General features: G+C 63.5%; 17 protein-coding genes. 5 read left to right on the forward strand and 12 right to left on the reverse strand.

What is annotated here, in order from left to right; all coding sequences use genetic code 11:
* Window positions 1-253: 253 nt before the first annotated feature.
* Window positions 254-1,339, reverse strand: coding sequence for a redox-regulated ATPase YchF (gene ychF, locus J2S96_RS11815; protein WP_306863428.1), 1,086 nt, complete (start codon window positions 1,337-1,339; stop codon window positions 254-256).
* A gap of 121 nt (window positions 1,340-1,460) precedes the next feature.
* Between ychF and J2S96_RS11820 the strand changes: the two genes are divergently transcribed.
* Window positions 1,461-2,678, forward strand: coding sequence for a DNA recombination protein RmuC (locus J2S96_RS11820; RefSeq protein ID WP_306863429.1), 1,218 nt, complete (start codon window positions 1,461-1,463; stop codon window positions 2,676-2,678).
* Window positions 2,679-2,749: 71 nt separating this feature from the next.
* On the opposite strand, the gene J2S96_RS11825 is transcribed toward J2S96_RS11820, so the two are convergent.
* Together J2S96_RS11825 and J2S96_RS11830 are read right to left on the reverse strand one after the other, a co-directional pair.
* Window positions 2,750-3,835: a 4-hydroxy-3-methylbut-2-enyl diphosphate reductase gene (locus tag J2S96_RS11825; protein ID WP_306863432.1), complete on the reverse strand. Its 1,086-nt coding sequence runs from the start codon at window positions 3,833-3,835 to the stop codon at window positions 2,750-2,752.
* Window positions 3,832-4,722 (reverse strand): hypothetical protein, encoded by an 891-nt coding sequence (locus J2S96_RS11830; protein ID WP_306863434.1) that lies wholly within the window; start codon window positions 4,720-4,722, stop codon window positions 3,832-3,834. Before J2S96_RS11830 ends, J2S96_RS11825 begins: the two co-directional genes overlap by 4 nt.
* Before the next feature lie 302 nt (window positions 4,723-5,024).
* Between J2S96_RS11830 and xseA the strand changes: the two genes are divergently transcribed.
* Together xseA and J2S96_RS11840 are read left to right on the forward strand one after the other, a co-directional pair.
* Window positions 5,025-6,395 carry an exodeoxyribonuclease VII large subunit gene (gene xseA / locus J2S96_RS11835; RefSeq protein ID WP_306863949.1) on the forward strand — a complete coding sequence of 457 codons (1,371 nt, stop codon included), beginning with the start codon at window positions 5,025-5,027 and terminating at the stop codon, window positions 6,393-6,395.
* Window positions 6,392-6,646, forward strand: coding sequence for an exodeoxyribonuclease VII small subunit (locus tag J2S96_RS11840; RefSeq protein ID WP_306863436.1), 255 nt, complete (start codon window positions 6,392-6,394; stop codon window positions 6,644-6,646). Before xseA ends, J2S96_RS11840 begins: the two co-directional genes overlap by 4 nt.
* Here the strand turns inward: J2S96_RS11840 and J2S96_RS11845 are convergent.
* The 7 genes from J2S96_RS11845 to J2S96_RS11875 form a co-directional block, all read right to left on the reverse strand.
* A complete protein-coding gene (locus J2S96_RS11845; protein ID WP_306863438.1) occupies window positions 6,643-7,497 on the reverse strand; it encodes a polyphosphate kinase 2 family protein in 855 nt (284 codons plus the stop codon). The two genes, J2S96_RS11840 and J2S96_RS11845, sit on opposite strands and share 4 nt — an antisense overlap.
* 50 nt (window positions 7,498-7,547) lie before the next feature.
* A complete protein-coding gene (locus tag J2S96_RS11850) occupies window positions 7,548-8,768 on the reverse strand; it encodes a pyridoxal phosphate-dependent aminotransferase (RefSeq protein ID WP_306863440.1) in 1,221 nt (406 codons plus the stop codon).
* Window positions 8,769-8,903: 135 nt separating this feature from the next.
* Window positions 8,904-9,848: an ABC transporter substrate-binding protein gene (locus tag J2S96_RS11855; RefSeq protein WP_306863445.1), complete on the reverse strand. Its 945-nt coding sequence runs from the start codon at window positions 9,846-9,848 to the stop codon at window positions 8,904-8,906.
* The gene (locus J2S96_RS11860) at window positions 9,845-10,591 is read right to left on the reverse strand and encodes an ABC transporter permease (protein WP_306863447.1); all 747 of its coding nucleotides are present in this window, start codon (window positions 10,589-10,591) and stop codon (window positions 9,845-9,847) included. Before J2S96_RS11860 ends, J2S96_RS11855 begins: the two co-directional genes overlap by 4 nt.
* On the reverse strand, window positions 10,588-11,298 hold the full coding sequence (locus J2S96_RS11865) for an ABC transporter permease (RefSeq protein WP_306863449.1): 711 nt from the start codon (window positions 11,296-11,298) through the stop codon (window positions 10,588-10,590). The genes J2S96_RS11860 and J2S96_RS11865 overlap by 4 nt, the downstream gene beginning before the upstream one ends.
* On the reverse strand, window positions 11,298-12,383 hold the full coding sequence (locus J2S96_RS11870; protein ID WP_306863451.1) for an ABC transporter ATP-binding protein: 1,086 nt from the start codon (window positions 12,381-12,383) through the stop codon (window positions 11,298-11,300). The genes J2S96_RS11865 and J2S96_RS11870 overlap by 1 nt, the downstream gene beginning before the upstream one ends.
* A gap of 136 nt (window positions 12,384-12,519) precedes the next feature.
* Window positions 12,520-12,978: an NUDIX hydrolase gene (locus J2S96_RS11875; RefSeq protein ID WP_306863453.1), complete on the reverse strand. Its 459-nt coding sequence runs from the start codon at window positions 12,976-12,978 to the stop codon at window positions 12,520-12,522.
* Between the two features lie 55 nt (window positions 12,979-13,033).
* On the opposite strand from J2S96_RS11875, the gene J2S96_RS11880 reads away from it, so the two are divergent.
* Complete coding sequence (locus J2S96_RS11880; RefSeq protein WP_306863455.1) at window positions 13,034-14,077, forward strand: pirin family protein; 1,044 nt, start codon at window positions 13,034-13,036, stop codon at window positions 14,075-14,077.
* Window positions 14,078-14,208: 131 nt separating this feature from the next.
* Here J2S96_RS11880 and J2S96_RS11885 read toward each other — a convergent pair whose 3' ends face one another.
* Together J2S96_RS11885 and J2S96_RS11890 are read right to left on the reverse strand one after the other, a co-directional pair.
* Window positions 14,209-15,132: an N-acetylglucosamine kinase gene (locus J2S96_RS11885; protein ID WP_306863951.1), complete on the reverse strand. Its 924-nt coding sequence runs from the start codon at window positions 15,130-15,132 to the stop codon at window positions 14,209-14,211.
* A 94-nt stretch (window positions 15,133-15,226) separates the two neighbouring features.
* Window positions 15,227-16,201: a LysR substrate-binding domain-containing protein gene (locus J2S96_RS11890; protein WP_306863457.1), complete on the reverse strand. Its 975-nt coding sequence runs from the start codon at window positions 16,199-16,201 to the stop codon at window positions 15,227-15,229.
* Window positions 16,202-16,331: 130 nt separating this feature from the next.
* Between J2S96_RS11890 and J2S96_RS11895 the strand changes: the two genes are divergently transcribed.
* Window positions 16,332-17,588 carry an MFS transporter gene (locus tag J2S96_RS11895; RefSeq protein ID WP_306863459.1) on the forward strand — a complete coding sequence of 419 codons (1,257 nt, stop codon included), beginning with the start codon at window positions 16,332-16,334 and terminating at the stop codon, window positions 17,586-17,588.
* Window positions 17,589-17,632: the final 44 nt, after the last annotated feature.

Raw genomic sequence — 17,632 nt, forward strand, 5'->3', positions numbered from 1 at the left:
AACGCTCGGCTGGAAAACTCCAGCCGAGCGCCTACGTGATTTACTACTAACCACCTAACCAACAGGTGTTGCAACGACCCCTAGAAACCGCCCACTCGGGTGCCCGTCCACCGATCCCCATATGAGGCATCAAGGAGCTCCGGGCAGTTCCGAGAGACGTAAAGCTGGTACTGACGCACACGGATGAAAAGCGATAGCCGCCAAGAACACATGTTCTTGGCGGCTATCGGAAGGGCCTCAGGGAGATCAATAACTACACGTTGAAGCGGAACTCCACTACGTCGCCGTCGGCCATGACGTATTCCTTGCCTTCAATACGGACCTTGCCGCGGGACTTGGCCTCGGCCATGGATCCGGCGTCGATCAGGTCATCGTAGGAGACAACTTCCGCCTTGATGAATCCGCGCTGGAAATCGGTGTGGATGACTCCTGCGGCCTGCGGCGCGGTATCGCCCTGGTGGATCGTCCAGGCGCGTGCTTCTTTCGGACCGGCCGTCAGGTAGGTCTGCAGTCCCAGTGTGTGGAACCCGACGCGCGCCAGTTGGTCAAGGCCGGATTCCTCCTGGCCGTTCATCTCGAGCATCTCGCGGGCTTCTTCTTCGTCGAGTTCGACGAGATCGGATTCCAACTTGGCGTCGAGGAAAATGCAGTCAGCCGGCGCCACCATGGCGCGGAGCTCCTCTTGCTTTTCCGGGCTGCCCAGGATTCCTTCGTCCGAGTTGAAGACGTAGATGAAGGGCTTGGCCGTGAGGAGGCTGAGTTCCTTGAGGTGCTCCATCTCGAGTTTGTCACTCTTCACGGAGGAGAAGATGGTGTCGCCACGCTCCAGAACGGCCTGGGCTGCCAGGATTGCCGCGAGTTCCGCGGCCTCCCGCTTCTTGATCTTGACTTCTTTTTCGATCCGGGGAATGGCCTTTTCGATCGTCTGGAGATCGGCCAGGATCAGTTCGGTGTTGATCGTCTCAATGTCGGAGCGCGGATCGACTTTGCCGTCGACGTGGACAACGTCGGGGTCATCGAAGACGCGGATGACTTGGGCGATGGCTTCTGCTTCGCGGATGTTCGCGAGGAACTTGTTGCCCAGGCCTTCACCTTCGGAGGCGCCCTTGACGATTCCTGCAATGTCAACGAAGGAGACGACGGCGGGCAGCAGCCGCTGCGATCCGAAGACCTCCGCCAACTTCTGCAGGCGCGGGTCCGGCAGGTTGACCACGCCGACGTTTGGCTCGATGGTGGCGAACGGGTAGTTCGCGGCCAGCACCTGGTTGCGGGTCAGTGCGTTGAAAAGAGTTGATTTGCCGACGTTGGGCAGTCCGACGATGCCAATAGTAAGAGCCACGAGCATTGATTCTACCCGTTGAGTGCCCTTGTCCGCTTTGCGGTGGGAACCCCGCACCCACGCCGGGGCGCTGCGACCCTGCTTCGCTATATTGTCGTGCCCCTGTGCCAAGGTTGGTGGCATGGATGGTTTCGCAGTAATTCTCGCTTTGTTCATGCTTCTTCTCGGAGCGGCCGCCGGTCTGGTGACCGGGTTCGTCCTGTTCCGGCGTCGCAATGCCGCGCTTGAAGAAGATTTCGACGGCGTCTCTGCGCGGCTTGCCTCGGTGAACGCCCAGTTTGCAGCGGCCGACGCCGAGCGGCGCCTTTTGCTGTCACAGAACCGTGAACTGAACGAGTCCAGGAACCAGGACGGCAACGTATTGCGTGCTCTCGCCCCCGTTGCCGAGAAGCTGACGGCCGTCCAGCAACAGGTCTCCCTTCTGGAGCGTGATCGGTTGGAGCAGTACGGCCACCTCGCCCAGCAGCTCCAGGAAGCCCGGCTGTCCGATGAGCAATTGCTGCGCTCTACGCATGCCTTGGCCTCCGCCCTCCGGTCCAACAGCGCCCGGGGCCAGTGGGGTGAAGTCCAGCTGCGCCGGGTAGTGGAAGCCGCTGGCATGCTGCGTCACGTCGATTTTCAGGAGCAGGTGCATTCCGCTTCCGCCGAAAGCACCATCCGGCCTGATCTTGTGGTCCAGTTACCGGGTGGGAAGCAGCTGGTGGTGGACGCAAAGGTTCCGCTGGCGTCCTACCTCGCCGCCCAGGAACAGGGCAACACCAGGCATCCGGCAGAGAGCGGCACCCAGCCGGTGGGCAATGGAACGGATGCTTTGCTGCTCGCGCATGCGAAGGCCCTCAAATCCCACGTGGATGCGCTGGGGTCCAAGAAGTACTGGGACATCCCGGGCAACTCCCCTGAGCTTGTGATCTGCTTCCTGCCGGCGGAATCCATCCTGGCCGCCGCACTCGAGGCGGACCCGGCGCTTTTGGATCACGCGTTGTCCCGGAACGTGGTGCTTGCGTCTCCCGGCACTTTGTTGGCAGTTCTTAAGTCGGTTGCCTTCACGTGGCGCCAGGACGTCCTGACGGACAACGCCCGGGAACTCTTCGAACTCGCCCGGCAGCTGTACGAACGCATGGGAACCCTCGGAGACAACGTAGGCAAACTGGGTTCGTCGTTGAAGACTTCGGTGGATCGCTACAACGCACTCGTCGGAACGCTCGAAGCGCGCGTCTTGCCGACAGCGCGGAAACTCAACTCCATGGACACGGACGGCCTGGTGTCACCGTCAGCTGTGGAAGCAGTGCCGCGGACCCTTGCCGCGCCCGAACTCATTGAAGGAGAATCCGCCGCCTAGGACCACAGAGACAGGTCCCGTAGTGGCTCGGGCCGGGACCGGACTACGAAGCGTACCGGGTCCGGACCGGACTACGAGCTGGGGCGGTTCCCACGTCCGCCCAGGGCGCGGGAGACGTCTCCGGCTTCTTTGAGGGTGGCGCGCAGTTCCTTCGGCAGGGAGAACAGCAGGTCTTCCTCCGCCGTCACCACCTCTTCAACCGCACCGTAGCCATAGTCCGCAAGCAAGCGCAGAACGTCCTGAACCAGGACCTCGGGGACGGAAGCGCCGGAGGTGACGCCCACTGTGGCAACGCCCTCGAACCAGCTCTCGTCGACCTCGTTCGCGAAATCGACACGGTAGGAGGCCTTGGCACCATACTCGAGCGCCACTTCGACGAGCCGCACGGAGTTGGATGAATTCGCCGATCCCACCACGATCACCAAGTCAGCCTGAGGGGCAATCTTCTTGATGGCCACTTGGCGGTTGGTGGTGGCATAGCAAATGTCGTCACTGGGCGGATCCTGAAGCGTAGGGAACCGCTCCTTGAGCATCCGTACGGTCTCCATGGTCTCGTCGACGCTGAGGGTGGTCTGCGAAAGCCAGATGGTCTTCTCCGGATTGCGCACGCTGACCTTGTCCACTTCGTGCGGGCCGTTGATGATCTGGATGTGCTCCGGCGCTTCTCCGGCCGTTCCTTCTACTTCCTCATGACCATCGTGGCCGATGAGGAGAATATCGTAGTCTTCCTTGGCGAAGCGAACGGCTTCGCGGTGCACCTTCGTGACGAGGGGGCAGGTGGCATCGATGGTGCGCAGGCCGCGGTCTTCGGCCGACTGCACCACAGCCGGGGACACGCCATGGGCGGAGAAGATCACCAAGGCGCCTTCGGGCACCTCGTCCGTCTCTTCGACGAAGATGGCACCCTGCTCCTCCAGCGAGGAGACTACGTGCACGTTATGCACGATCTGCTTACGCACGTATACGGGCGGCCCATAGTGTTCCAGTGCCTTCTCCACTGCGATGACTGCGCGGTCGACGCCTGCGCAATATCCGCGGGGCGCCGCCAGCAAGACCCGTTTGGAACCGGAGACCGGAGCGGCGGCCAGCACCTCTTCCGGCGTCCGACGCCTACGCGGGACAGAGGGCATCGGGATGGAAACTGCTGAGCTGGTCATCCCTCCATGCTACCGGCAGCATTCGCCCGTCCGCTCGGCCTGGTCCTGCGTGAGAAAATCACACCGAGCAGGCCCAGAACCGCAAGCACTCCTGCGGCAATCCAAGCGACGGTTATCCAGCCGTTGAAATTGTCGACTGACGCTGCCACCAACTCCCGTGCGAAAAGGCCGCCTGTGGCGGTTCCGCCCAGGCCAGCATCGCCAGCGCCCTTCAGCACCGTCGTGGCCGCTTGCCATACCGCGGCGACTGCGGCCAATCCCAGTCCAGTGAACAAGAGGAGCGGGCCTTTGCGCTTCGCGGCAAGCAACCCCAGGGCAAACAGCAACATGGCGCCGAGGGCGGGAATCCACCACATCGGCGCGTACGCGGAGATCGCGTCTACCTGCTGGCGTTGCGCGGGACCCCCGATGTTGATCAAGGTGGAATCCGGCGTCGGAATGGGAAGGCCGGTTGCCGTATGCAGCCGGTCCGCCGCGAGCTTGGCCAAGGGCCCGACGTCGAGCACCAATGACGTCCCGGAAGTCGAGTTCCCGGAGCCGGCGTCGCCTGCGAAATTCAGTTGGTGGCTCCGGCGTAGCGTTTCATTCCACGCTTGTGGGTATTCGGGCCAGGTGGACATTGCGGTGGCCGCGTCCTTGAGGAACGAAGCGCCAAGTTGTTCCACTGGCGCCGGAAGGTTGATTTTGGATTCAAGGCTAGCCACGGCGGTCGCCGCGAGGCGTGCCTGGAACGCTTGGTCCTTTCCGATCGACGAGGTGAGCGCTACAAACCCGTCTTCCCGGACGATATTGGCGTCCGTCCATGCCATCGGGACGGCGATTGCTGTGAGCAGAAGGGCAAAGATCACTGCGATTGCAGAGACGAACGTGCGCAATGGATTCCTCAAGTTCGGAGTGCAGCAGTTCCAGGCGGGGCTACGACGAGTAAATGTCAGTCATGCATGCTACAAGGTATGGATAGAGTTGGAAGCCTGCCGCCGGCTTTTCACCAGCAGTGCTACCGGCACCCCTTAGCAAAGTACCAGCGAGGACGGAACCATGCACCAGCCACCAACAGGAGGCTACACGCGTGTCCTATGATGCCGTGCCCGGCGGGACGCCGCGTGCGTTGCCGATTTCCGGATTCCCGAACCCGGGATCCTCGGAAGCAGAGTCCGCCGGGGTTGAATCCACAAAGACCGAGTCAACCCTGCCTGCGACAGCGTCGGAGACAAGTCCCGACAATCCCTGGCCGCTGCAGCTGCTCTCCCGCAAGCTGAAGACCCACATAGAACGTGCCCCGGCCGCGTGGATCGAAGGCCAGGTCATCGAACTCAATCGCCGGGGCGGCAGCGCTTTCGTGACGCTGCGGGACACCGACGCTGAAATCTCCTTGCCCGGGTCGCTGTGGTCCAACGTCATGGACCGCCAGAAGGTGCCGCTGGAGCGTGGCTCACGCGTAGTGGCTTTGGTGAAACCGGAATTCTGGCTCAAGACCGGTCGGCTTAATATGTCGATCAAGGACATCCGTCCGGTCGGCCTTGGCGATCTCCTCGCGAGGATCGAGCGCTTGCGCCAGGCCCTTGGCGCTGAAGGGTTGTTTTCCGAGGCGAGGAAGAAGCGCCTCCCCCTGCTACCCCACCGGATCGGACTCATCACCGGCCGCGATTCGGACGCAAAGAAAGACGTACTTCGCAATGCGGCACTTCGCTGGCCCGCCGTCGAATTCGCCGTCCGCGAGGTCGCGGTCCAGGGCGTCACCGCGGTCAGCCAGATCCTGGCTGCGCTCAAGGAACTCGACGCCGATCCGCGCGTTGATGTGATCGTGATCGCCCGTGGCGGCGGAGCCCTGGAAGATCTGCTTCCGTTCAGCAACGAAGAACTGGTCCGGGCGGTATCCAGTGCGACTACTCCGGTGGTCAGTGCGATTGGCCATGAGGCCGACCACCCCATCCTGGACGACGTGGCAGACCTTCGTGCATCTACTCCCACCGATGCCGCAAAAAGGATCGTTCCTGACGTCGCCGAGGAACTGGCGAGTGTGCGGCAGGCCCGCGAGCAGCTACGCCGCGGCGTGGGACGCCTGGTGGATCGCGAAACGGACCGGCTCCACGCGCTCAGGTCCCGCCCGGTGTTGGCCTCCCCCGAGAGAATGGTCACGGTACGGGAAGAGGACGTCGAACGGCTCCGGAAGCATGCCCACACGGCGGTAAGTTCCGCAGTGATCCGCGCACTTGACCAAGTGCACCACCTCCGCGCCCAAGTGAGGGCGTTGTCTCCCCAAAAGACGCTCGACCGCGGGTACGCCGTCGTCCAGCTTGCAGGCGCGGACGGCGCGGGCCACGGAGTCGTCCGGAGCCCGGACCAGGCCCCTGACGGCACTGGACTGACGCTCCGGTTGGCGGAAGGCCGCCTTGCTGCGGTATCGTCCGGACCCGCCGAATCGTCCGGAGCTGCCGTATCGTCCGGACCCGCCGAATCGTCCGGAGCTGCCGTATCGTCCGGAGCTGCCTATCGTCCGGAGCTGCAGGCACCCCAGCAAACACCAACAAGCATCCGCAAAACGAGGACTGAGAAATGACTACAGAACACACGCCCGCGGCGCAGGCTTCCGCCGAGAACCTGGACGCTCTCAACTATGAGGAAGCCCGCGAGCAGCTAATGGCCGTGGTTGGCCGCCTGGAAGCCGGCGGAGCAAGCCTTGAGGAATCACTCGCCCTCTGGGAACGCGGCGAGGCTTTGGCACAGCGCTGCGAAGAGTGGCTCGAGGGTGCCCGCAGAAGGCTGGCCGCGGCCCGGAACAACAGCGAGGACGTACCGCCGGCCCCTTAGGATTCGACGGCCAAGGCCCGTTCGGCCGCTACGTCAAACTCGGCTTTCGGCCATCTCAGGTCCAGCTTCCCGAGGGCTTCGAGCAGAAGCTCCTGGACAGCGATCCTCGCAAACCATTTCTTGTTCGCCGGAACCACATACCAGGGCGCCACATCGGTTGAAGTTTTCTCGAACACCAGCTGGTAGGCCTCCATGTAGGAATCCCAAAGGGCGCGTTCCTTCAGATCGCTCGTGTTGTACTTCCAGTGCTTGGACGGGTCATCCAATCGCGCCAGCAGGCGCGTTTTTTGTTCGTCACGGCTGATGTTGAGCATGACCTTGACGATCGTCGTGCCTTGTTCGGCAAGGCGCGCCTCGAACTCGTTGATGGCTGCATAGCGCCGTTCCAGTTCAGCTTCATTGGCCCAACCGTGCACGCGGTGTATCAGCACGTCCTCGTAGTGGGAGCGGTCAAAAACCCCGACGATCCCAGGGCCGGGCAGTGCCCTTTCGACGCGCCACAGGAAATCGTGCACCTTCTCCTCATCAGTCGGAGCCTTGAACGGAACAACCTTGACTCCCTGGGGGTCCATCGATCCCACGACGTGCTCAACGATCCCGCCTTTGCCTGCGGTGTCCATAGCCTGCAGGATCAACAGCACCCGTTTGGAGCTGCCGAATTTTCCCTCGGCGAAGAGCATCTCCTGCAGGACATCCAAACGGCCGTCCTGCGCTTCCAGCAAAGCGACGCCGTCAGGCTTCTTCCCCTTGTACCCGGGCGTCGATTCGGGGTCTACGGCCTCCAACGAGAAACCGGGACCGGCCTTCAAGATCGCGGATACCTGCCTAGTGAACTCCTTGATGCCGGCCATGTCGATGTCCCCTTTGGTCAGGCTGCATTCCTCGCGGCTTGCACAACAGGCTAGTTGCCTTGGTACCGCCCGAGGAAGTCCGCCATGCGGCCGATCGCTTCTTCAATATCCTTGACGTTCGGCAGCGTCACCATGCGGAAGTGGTCAGGACGAACCCAGTTGAACGCCCGGCCGTGCGAGACGAGGATCTTTTGTTCCCTGAGTAGGTCGAGGACGAACTTCTCATCGTCGCGGATGCTGTACACCTCGGGGTCGAGCTTCGGGAACAGGTAGAGGGCTCCCCTGGCCTGTTGTGTGCTCACGCCCGGGATGGCATTAAGCAGGTCGTAGGCCTTGTTCCGCTGTTCGAGGAGCCTGCCGCCGGGCAGGATGAGATCGTTGATGCTTTGGTGGCCGCCGAGGGCCGTCTGGATGGCATGCTGTGCCGGCACGTTGGCGCACAGGCGCATGTTGGCCAGCAGGTTGATGCCCTCGAGGTAGTCCGCGGCGTCTTTCTTGGGACCGGAGATTGCCATCCAACCGGCACGGTAGCCACACACCCGGTAGGCCTTGGACAATCCGCTGAACGTCAGGCAAAGGACGTCGTCGCCGGTGAGCCCGGCAAGATTCACGTGGACAGCGTCTTCGTAGAGGATCTTCTCGTAGATCTCATCGGCAAACACCACAAGGCCGTGCTTTTCAGCCAGGGCAACGATCTTCTTGAGGGTCTCCTCCGGGTACACGGCACCCGTAGGGTTGTTGGGGTTGATGACCACGATGCCCTTGGTTCGAGGCGTGATCTTGGATTCCATGTCCCCAAGGTCCGGCTGCCACCCCGATTCTTCGTCGCACAAATAGTGGACAGGACGCCCGCCGGCCAGTGCCACCGAGGCGGTCCAGAGCGGGTAATCGGGGGTAGGAACGAGAATCTCATCTCCCGCTTCCAGCAAAGCCATGAGCGACATGGTGATGAGTTCGCTCACCCCGTTGCCGAGGTAAATGTCGTCAACGTGGATGTTTTGGATGCCCCGGGTCTGGTAGTACTGGGAGACAGCGGTGCGGGCCGAGAAAATTCCCCGGGAATCGCTATACCCCTGGGCGTGGGGCAGGTGGCGGATCATGTCCACCAAAATCGCGTCCGGCGCTTCAAATCCGAACGGAGCCGGGTTTCCGATATTCAGTTTGAGGATGCGGTGACCCTCTGCCTCCATCTGCTGGGCGGCCTGAAGAATCGGTCCACGGATGTCGTAAAGGACATTATGAAGCTTGGTGGACTGCTTGAATTCTGCCATTCATCAAATATGCCATACAGGGGATGTACTTCAGTTGAGACATCACTCACACTCACTGCGGCGGCGGCGAAGCCCCAACGACGACGGCGGCAAGGCACCAAAGGTTCCTCGCCGCCGTCGTTCGTAACAGGGGACTTACTTCACAATCCCTTTGTCCTTGAGCCAGGCGGCTGCGGCGTCCTTGGGGTTCTGCTTCTGGTTGCCGCTGACCGAGCGGTTGAGGTTGATGAGGTCATCCGTGGTCAGGAGCTTGGATACATTGTTGAGGGCTGACTTCGCCTTGTCGGTCATCTTGGCCATGTTGTACAGCGGGAGGACCTGCTGGGCCTTGAAGTTGTTCTTGGGGTCATCCAAGACCACCAGGGCGTTGTCCTGGATGGACGGAGTCGTGGTGTAGATGTCGGCAACCTGGACGTCATTCGACAAGAGGGCCTGCAGCGTGAGGTTCCCGCCGCCGTCGCTGAACGGCTTCAGGCCCTTGAGCACGCAGTTGTAGTTGGCCTTGAGGCCCGGGAGCCCGTAGGCACGGGTCTCAAAGGTTGCCGGTGCTGCGATCGTGAAGTCGCCACAGACCTTGGCGAGGTCCACGATCGACTTGAGGTTGTACTTCTCCGCCGTGGCCTTCGTGACAACCATGGCGTCCTTGTCTTCAGCCTTTGCGGGATCGAGCACTCCCAGGCCCTGTGGAAGCTTCCCGGGCAATGCCTTGTAGACGTCGTCGGCCGAAACCTGCGGGGCGTTGGTGTCCAGGTAGGACAGCAGGTTGCCGGAATAGTCGGGGGCGAGATCGATTGAACCGTCCTGGACGGCCTTGAAGTAGATTTCGCGGGATCCGATATTGGGCTTGGTCGTGGCGGTGACGCCGGCGGCGTTCAATGCTCCGGCATAGATTTCGGCAATAACCTGGCTCTCGGGGAAATCTGCCGAGCCCACGGTGAGCGAGCCGCCGGCGCCCGAGGCGGCGTTGGTGGACGGGCTGGACAGCGGGCTGCCGCCACATGCGCTCAGGGCAAGCGCGACGCCGACCCCGGCCGCTAGGCCGCCGAGCCCGCGGCGGGTCAGGGTGACAGTTTGTTTCATGCGGTACCTCCTTGAACGGCAGCCCCCGCCGGTGCGGCGGCTGCGAGATCTCCGGCGGCCTTGTGGCCGCCGTGGGAATCGATGGAAAGTCCGGGCGGGAGGAGGACCCTCTGCACCATGGCCAGAATGAGGTCGACGACGATTGCCAGCGCCGCGATGAGCAGTGACCCGCCGAGCATGCGGGGGAAGTCCTGGAGGACCAATCCGTCAAAAAGATAACGTCCCAAACCTCCCAGCGGAAGGTATGCCACCACGGAGACCGTTGCGATGACCTGGAGGACCGCCGTGCGGATGCCGCCGAACATGACCTGAAGCCCGTTGGGCAGTTCCACGCGGAACAAGATCTGAAGTTCTGTCATGCCCATGGCCCGGGCTCCGTCCACCACCGTTGGCTCCACGCTGGAAATCCCGGCGTAGGTACCGGCCAGGAGGGGCGGCACCGTCAGGATGACCAGAGCCCAGACGGGAGGCATGAGTCCGCTTCCAGCCAACAGGGCAAAGAGGACAAGGAGGCCAAGCGTGGGGAGGGCCCGCAGCGCGCCGGCGAACGCGACAGCAACGACGCGCCCGTGTCCGGTGTGGCCGATGAAGAGCCCCAACGGCACGGCAATAGCCGCGGCAATCACCAGGACCAGCCCGGAATACTGCAGGTGTTCCAGGAGCCTCGTGGCGATTCCGTCGCTTCCGGACCAGTGCTCGGGATCCGTGAGCCACGCTAACGTGTCAACGAAAATGTTGCTCATCGGCCTGCCTCCGCATGGACCCTGGCATCGGCGATGAACTGCGCTGCCTTGGCATCTTGCTTGGCGTGGACCGCACCAGCGCGGGTCCAAGGTGTCAGCAGCTTCTCGAGCAGAACCAGGACTGTGTCCATAATGAGGGCCAGCAGAAGAATGGCGATGATGCCTACCACCACTTCGGTGACGAAGGCCCGCTGCAGACCGTCGGTGAACAAGATTCCCAGGTTTCCGACCCCCAAGAGCGCGGCGACGCTGACGAGGGAGATATTGCTGACGGACACCACACGCAGGCCCGCAAAAAGCACGGGCAAGGAAAGCGGAAGGTCGATCTGCAGGAAGCGTGCGGTCGGCTTGAATCCCATGGATACCGCTGCCATGCGGAGATCGTCGTCCACGGAATCGAAGGCGTCCATGGCTGCGCGCACCAGCAGGGCGACGGCATAGAGGGTGAGGGCAACCACCACATTGAGCGGATCCAGGATCCGGGTTCCAAGGATCGGCGGCAGAATGATGAAAAGAGCCAGGGAAGGAATGGTGTACAGCAGGGAACTCCCCGTGGTGACAACGGCCCTGAGGGTGCGGTTGCGCCGGGCAAGTTGCCCCAAAGGCACCGCAATGAGCAGGCCCAGCACCATCGGAATCAAAGCCAGGACCAGGTGCTCGCCTGCCCGTTCGAAGACCGTGCTGCTGTTCGCCAGGAACCATTCCATCAGGGGGCGTCCTCCCGGTTGTGCCGGGTCTCTTCTATGAGCGCCAGCACTTCATCGGCTTTGAGCACGCCGGCGAGCCTGCCATTGTCGTCCACGACCACGCCAAGGCCCGAAGGCGAGGACAAAGCAGCGTCCAGCGCCCGGCGGAGCGTATCCCCGCGCCGGAACAGGGAGCCTCCCGGAATCAGCCCGGCGCCGTCGCGCGGCGAGGCCCATCCCAGGGGCCGGGAGTCACCGTCGAGCACTACAGCCCATTCGCTGCTGCCCTCGGGAACTTGCGGGGCCTCCACCGTCTTGACCGAATGCACGGGAACACCATCCGCGCCGTTGAAGGCAAGGTGCCGGAATCCCCTGTCACGGCCCACGAACGAGGCTACAAAGTCATTGGCGGGCGCCCGGAGGATCTCTTCGGGTGCCGCGTATTGCGCGAGCTTGCCTCCGACGGCGAAGACAGCCACTTTGTCGCCGAGGACTGTGGCCTCATCGATATCGTGGGTGACGAAGACAATTGTCTTGGCCAGTTCGCGCTGGAGCCGGAGGAGTTCCTGCTGGAGTTCGTCGCGGACCACGGGGTCCACGGCGCTGAAGGGCTCATCCATGAGCAGTACGGGCGGGTCGGCCGCGAGGGCACGCGCAACACCGACGCGCTGCTGCTGGCCGCCGGACAGTTGGGAAGGGTACCGTTTGCCGAGCGCCGAAGCCAGCCCGACGACGTCGAGCAGCTCTTCCGCGCGTTTGCGGGCTGCCGCCCGGGAAACGCCGTTGAGCCGCGGCACAGTGGCAATGTTGTCCAGCACCGAACGGTGCGGCATGAGCCCCGAGGACTGCATGACGTAACCCATCGAGCGACGCAACTGGGCAGCCGGTTCGTGGGAAACATCCTTGCCGGCAACGGTGATGGTGCCCGAGGTCGGTTCCACCATCCGGTTGATCATCCGCAGGGAAGTGGTCTTTCCGCAGCCCGAGGGTCCGACGAATACGGTGATGGCGCCCTTGTCGATGGACATGCTCAATCCATCAACAGCGGGTTGTCCGCCCTGATACTGCTTGGTGACGCTCTGGAACTCAATCATGGCTTCAGCCATTCCGGGGCTTACCTAACTTTTGGGCCGCAAATATCAACGATGTAAGTCAAACAACAGCGAACTGATGTTCTACAGCCTAACCAGCACCACCGACGATGTCAGCGCAGGCGCGAAGACCGTAATGAATCGGCAATGCTCACGGCGTCCGCAATTTGCCGTTGAGGGGCCGCTCACTGTGCAGGCGGAGGCCGATGTCCACCAAGGACACCCGTTTCAGTCCGGGAACCTTGGCCAGCGGGACCCACGCGGCGTGGGTAGTGCTGCCATCTATCTCGTGGGTCAACTCGCCGCCGGTGATGCTTGCCTCGTATACCAACCGGATTGCCTGGAAATCGCGGTCGGACCCGTCCAGCCGCTCCTCGCCCGGCCAGTGACCGACGTCGATGCCCAGCATCGCTCCGATGTCGGCGTCGTACCCGGTTTCCTCCTGGATCTCGCGGCGGCAACCGTCGACGGGATGTTCCCCCAGGTCCAGGCCTCCCCCGGGAAGGGTCCAGCCTTCTCTGCCGTCTTGCTTCCAATAGGCCAGAAGGATTGCGCTGTCGCGGATGACCACTCCGTACGCGGCCGGTCGGGTGTCGAACTGGATGCTCATGGAGCCAGCCTAGGCCTAAGCTGGGAGGAACATTGTTCAGCACATGGAGTGTATTGTGACCAACTTGGAAACGGCCCCGGCGCAGGAAGTCTGCCCGGCCGGACATCCCGGGCAAGGACCATTTGTGCAGCTCTGGCCGGCCCGCGAGGTTCCCCTGGGCGGCGTGCGGGCCATGAACGTCTCCCGCACACTCCCCCAGCGCGGAATGCCCACGGTAGGAGCGTGGTGCTTCCTGGACAGCTTTGGCCCGGACCGCGTCGTGATGAGCGTCCTTCCGCACCCGCACATGGGCCTGCAGACGGTCACATGGCCTCTCCTGGGCGAGGTGCGGCACCGCGACAGCGTCGGCAGCGACGTGGTGGTCCGTCCCGGGCAGTTGAACATCATGACGGCCGGCCGCGGAATTTCGCATTCCGAGTTCGGCGTCCTGCCAGCAGGGCTTCGCGCGGACGCGCCGGACGACTCAGCACTCCTTCCGCCGTCCCGGGGCCTCCAGTTGTGGGTTGCTTTGCCCGACGCCGTAAGGCACCAGGCGCCGTCGTTCCAACAGGTCGTCGACCTGCCGGTTGTTGTCGGTCACGACTTCACGGCAACGGTGCTGGTGGGCGAGTTCGCCGGGCAACGCTCCCCTGCGGTCATGTACAGCCCGATCGTCGGCGTCGAGGTCTCAGCATCCGGTGCAGTCGACCTTCCGCTGGACCCGGCCTTTGAGCATGCGGTCCTCGTTCTCGACGGCTCGGTGGTGATCGACGGCCAGATCATCGAACCGGGACCGCTGGCATTCCTTGGCACGGGGCGTAAAACGCTGGAACTCGATGCTTCGCCTGGAACCCGCTTCATGCTTCTGGGGGGCGAACCCTTCGAAGAGGACATCCTGATGTGGTGGAACTTCGTCGGCCGGACGCACGAGGAAGTGGAGCAGGCCCGCGAGGATTGGGAAGCCCAGTCGCTCCTCAGCGACGAGGAGGCCCGCACCGCGCGATTCGGCTGGATCCACGGCCACGGGCCCGACGCCGGAGCTGAAGCCGGACGCATCCCTGCACCGCCGATGCCGGGGGTCCAGCTCAAGCCGAGGTCCCGGAACAGGGCTAGCGGCTAAGAACTAAGGATCCACGACACCCAAAAGGATCGGCGACACATAGAAGGTGGTGCGACACCAGTATCCGCGTGTCGCCGGTCTGTCTCTATGTCCGCCGTCCGTTTGCGCGTCGCCTATGAGCCAGTGATCGGCTACGGCAGCTCCGAGAGAATCCGCAGCACACCAAAGACCGGCTCCTGGTCCAGGACCCGCACATCGGTGATCCCGTGTGCGGCCAGTCCCGTCCGGAAAGCCGACTGCAAGGGCTCCACGTTCATCCCGAGCCCGCCCCCCAGGATTACCGGTCCGGGGAGGCCCAGTTGGCGAACGGCCTGTGCCGCCAGTTCCGCGAGGTCCCGTCCTGCTTGGTCCAGCAGTTGGCGGCTGATCTCGAGCCCTTCCCGCGCAGTCTCGATCACGGCGCTTGCGCGCTGGGCCCAGTACCGCCGGTCGGTGTCCTCCGAGTGGAACAGTGCGATGAGTTTGTTGGGGTCGTCCACCCCGCAGGATTCCAAGAGTGCCGCTGTGAGGCCATCGGGATCCAGCCCTTTGTTCATCCGGCGGAGGCTGTGACGCACTGCTTCGCGTCCCAGCCAGTAACCGCTGCCTTCATCGCCGAGGAGAAAGCCCCAGCCGCCGGCACGGGCTTCTTCGCCTTGGGCATTCTTTCCCCAGGCCGCGGATCCCGTCCCGGCGATGACAGCCACGCCCGTGCTGGCCCCGCCTGCCGCCAGCAGGAGCCGGGAATCGTGGACCACCGTGACCTGTGCGCCCGGAACATGGGGTTCGATCAGCTCGGCGAGGGCCCGGGCATCGGCGTCGGTGTCGATTCCACCGGCTCCGGCAAGCACGCGGTCCACGTCGCCGCCACCGATCATGGCGAAGAGCTCGGCGAGATTCCTGGCCGCAGTTTCCCGGCTCACGTTCTGGACATTGGAGCTGCCGGTGCTTTCGTCGCGGACCGGTTTGCCGTCCTCGAAGCGGACGCCGCGGGTCTTGCTGCCACCGATGTCGAGCCCGATGACCGTCACCGGGACGGCGCCGCGAGCGCGCAGTTGTTCCCGGGGAGCGGCCACGGCGCCGTCCGCGGCCGATCCGTCGTCGGGTCCGGGGTTCGTGTTCTCTGCAGTCTCCACGTCCAAAAGCCTAGCGCGGGGGTACCGGGTGCTTCTATTGGGTTCCGGATCGCGCTCTGACAAGGCCAGCGAGAAGTCCGGGCCCTTCGGAAAGCACCAGTTCGCGGAAAAGCCTGACGGGGTCGGGTTCCTTGCGCCCTTCACGCCAGGCAATCCCTATCTCCCGGTACGCGAGTTCCGAGTCGAGGGATACCTCCACCCACCCCAAGTCCGTGGAATCCAGGACCCCTTGCGGCCCGGGCCCCAGTCCCCCTGGCGGCAGGATGCTGTAGCCCAATCCCGCGGACACGAGCCCGCGAATGGTGTGCGAATCCTGGCTCTCGAAGGCGATCCTCGGGCGAAAACCCGCATCCCGGAAGATCGCGTCGGTAAGCGAGCGTAAGCCGAAACCCGGTCCCATCGAGACGAACGGCTCGTGCTTGAGCTCGACGAGCCGAACGCTGGGCCGTCCGGCCATCGGATGGCGGTGATGGAGCACCAGCCGCAACGGCTCGCGATACAGCGCCGCTGAGCCGAGGTTCCTGCCCGGAGCTGCCACAGGTGCCGTCAAGGCGAAGTCCGCGTCACCGGCAATGAGCAATTCGAGGCAGGCAGCACGCGCTCCTTGGCTGAGCTCGAATGCCGTGGAGGGATGACGGCTCCGGAACGCACTCATGAGCAGGGGCAACGTGGCCTCGCCGAAAGTGTGTTGGAAGGTCACTGCGATGCGGCCGCGGACAACCTCGGATTCGTGGCGGACCACGTCCAGTCCCGCCTGGAATTCCGCGAGCGCCGCTTCGATGTAGGGAAGCAGCGTCTTCGCTGCGGGGGTGAGGCGGACGCCTCGGCCTTCACGGATAACGAGCTCGGTCCCGACGACGGCGCTCGCCCGGGCCAGGGCCCGGCTCACCGTCGATTGGGGCACTCCAAGCAGCTCTGCCGTCTCGGTGACATGCTCTGTCCGGCCAAGCCCGGCAAGCAGTGGCAGCAACGGGAGCAGTTGGACCAGTTGTTTGTGTTCGATGTCCATGCTCGTCCACCCTTGCCTAAACCGTTGCCTAAATCCGTGCCTAAACCCTCAATAACCATCCAAATCCGCTATTAATTCTAAGTGAATCATGCATTGGAATCATCACTTCCACCCGGCCTACTGTTGAAAGGTGAGTACAAGCGCAGTATCCCAGAGCCCCGCCGAGTCCAATTGGGAGGGCCATTTGAAAGGCTCCGCCGCGTACCGGCGGATCCTCGCAGGGCTGGCCCTCGCTGGCGTGGCCACCTTCGCCCAGTTGTACTCCACACAAGCCGTCCTGCCACTCATGGCAAACGAGCTGCACATCACCGCGGCAGAGGCGGCACTCACCATTTCCTTGGCCACGGTGGGCCTCGCGGCAACGGTGTTGCCTTGGTCCTTCGTTGCCGACAAGATCGGCCGCGTGCGCGCGATGACAATCGGGATAGCGGCGGCCACCGTCCTGGGCCTGCTCGTCCCCCTGGCCCCGGCCTTTCCCCTTGTCCTCGCGTTCAGGGCGCTGGAGGGCATGGCCCTCGGCGGTATCCCGGCGATCGCCATCGCGTACTTGAATGAAGAAGTGAATAAGGTGCACGCTGCGCTGGCCGCCGGCAGCTACGTAGCCGGCACGACGCTCGGCGGACTCGCCGGCCGCTTGCTCGCGGGACCCGTCGGTGAATTATGGGGTTGGCGGGCCGCGGCCCTCGCAGTCTCCCTCCTCGCGACAGCGTCGGCCGTCCTGTTCCTGCTGCTGGTCCCGAAACCGCGCCGCTTCGCTCCAAGTTCCGCCGGAGGTTTCCGTGGGGCCATGAAGACGTTGGCGGGCCATTCTTCCAATCCACGGCTTGTGGCCCTCTACGTCCAAGCGTTCCTCTTGATGGGCGGTTTCGTGGCCGTCTACAACTACCTCGGATTCCGCCTCCATGCAGCACCCTTCGGGCTCCCCGCCGCAGTGGTCAGCCTGATTTTCCTGGCCTATTTGTCCGGGACCGTGAGCTCCCGCTGGGGAGCCGGCTTGTCCATGCGCTTCGGCCGCCGGAACGTCATGCTCGCCGGGATAGCGACCATGACGGCCGGCCTTGGACTCACACTGTGGGACAACATCGCCGCGGTTCTGGCGGGCCTGGTGGTCTTCACCGGCGGCTTCTTCGCCGCACACAGCATCGGAGCAGGCTGGACGGGGACCATCGCGACGAGCGGCCGCGCGCAAGCAGCGTCGTTGTACAACCTCTCCTACTACCTCGGTTCCAGCATTATCGGCTGGGCCGGAGGACTCGCCTTCCAGGCTTTCGGCTGGAGCGCACTGGCCTGGACGGTCATCGCCCTAGGGTGCACGACGGCGGTGATCACCGCCGTCGTGCACCGATCCCCGGCGCGCGGGGTCGCCGTCGTCAGCTCCTCCGCGTGACCGTTCGTGCACCGCACGGCACGGCGGATCAGCCCCGGGATTGA

This window comes from Arthrobacter bambusae (genome assembly GCF_030812595.1).
Classification (GTDB): Bacteria; Actinomycetota; Actinomycetes; order Actinomycetales; family Micrococcaceae; genus Arthrobacter; species Arthrobacter bambusae_B.

What these genes read in the sequence shown, in the direction of transcription:
- J2S96_RS11870 (WP_306863451.1), bottom strand. Translation starts at nt 12,383, where the DNA reads ATGGCTGAAGCCATGATTGAGTTCCAGAGCGTCACCAAGCAGTATCAG.
- J2S96_RS11855 (WP_306863445.1), bottom strand. Translation starts at nt 9,848, where the DNA reads ATGAAACAAACTGTCACCCTGACCCGCCGCGGGCTCGGCGGCCTAGCG.
- J2S96_RS11865 (WP_306863449.1), bottom strand. Translation starts at nt 11,298, where the DNA reads ATGGAATGGTTCCTGGCGAACAGCAGCACGGTCTTCGAACGGGCAGGC.
- J2S96_RS11825 (WP_306863432.1), bottom strand. Translation starts at nt 3,835, where the DNA reads ATGACCAGCTCAGCAGTTTCCATCCCGATGCCCTCTGTCCCGCGTAGG.
- J2S96_RS11860 (WP_306863447.1), bottom strand. Translation starts at nt 10,591, where the DNA reads ATGAGCAACATTTTCGTTGACACGTTAGCGTGGCTCACGGATCCCGAG.
- J2S96_RS11875 (WP_306863453.1), bottom strand. Translation starts at nt 12,978, where the DNA reads ATGAGCATCCAGTTCGACACCCGACCGGCCGCGTACGGAGTGGTCATC.
- J2S96_RS11820 (WP_306863429.1), top strand. Translation starts at nt 1,461, where the DNA reads ATGGATGGTTTCGCAGTAATTCTCGCTTTGTTCATGCTTCTTCTCGGA.
- J2S96_RS11840 (WP_306863436.1), top strand. Translation starts at nt 6,392, where the DNA reads ATGACTACAGAACACACGCCCGCGGCGCAGGCTTCCGCCGAGAACCTG.
- J2S96_RS11845 (WP_306863438.1), bottom strand. Translation starts at nt 7,497, where the DNA reads ATGGCCGGCATCAAGGAGTTCACTAGGCAGGTATCCGCGATCTTGAAG.
- J2S96_RS11890 (WP_306863457.1), bottom strand. Translation starts at nt 16,201, where the DNA reads ATGGACATCGAACACAAACAACTGGTCCAACTGCTCCCGTTGCTGCCA.
- J2S96_RS11850 (WP_306863440.1), bottom strand. Translation starts at nt 8,768, where the DNA reads ATGGCAGAATTCAAGCAGTCCACCAAGCTTCATAATGTCCTTTACGAC.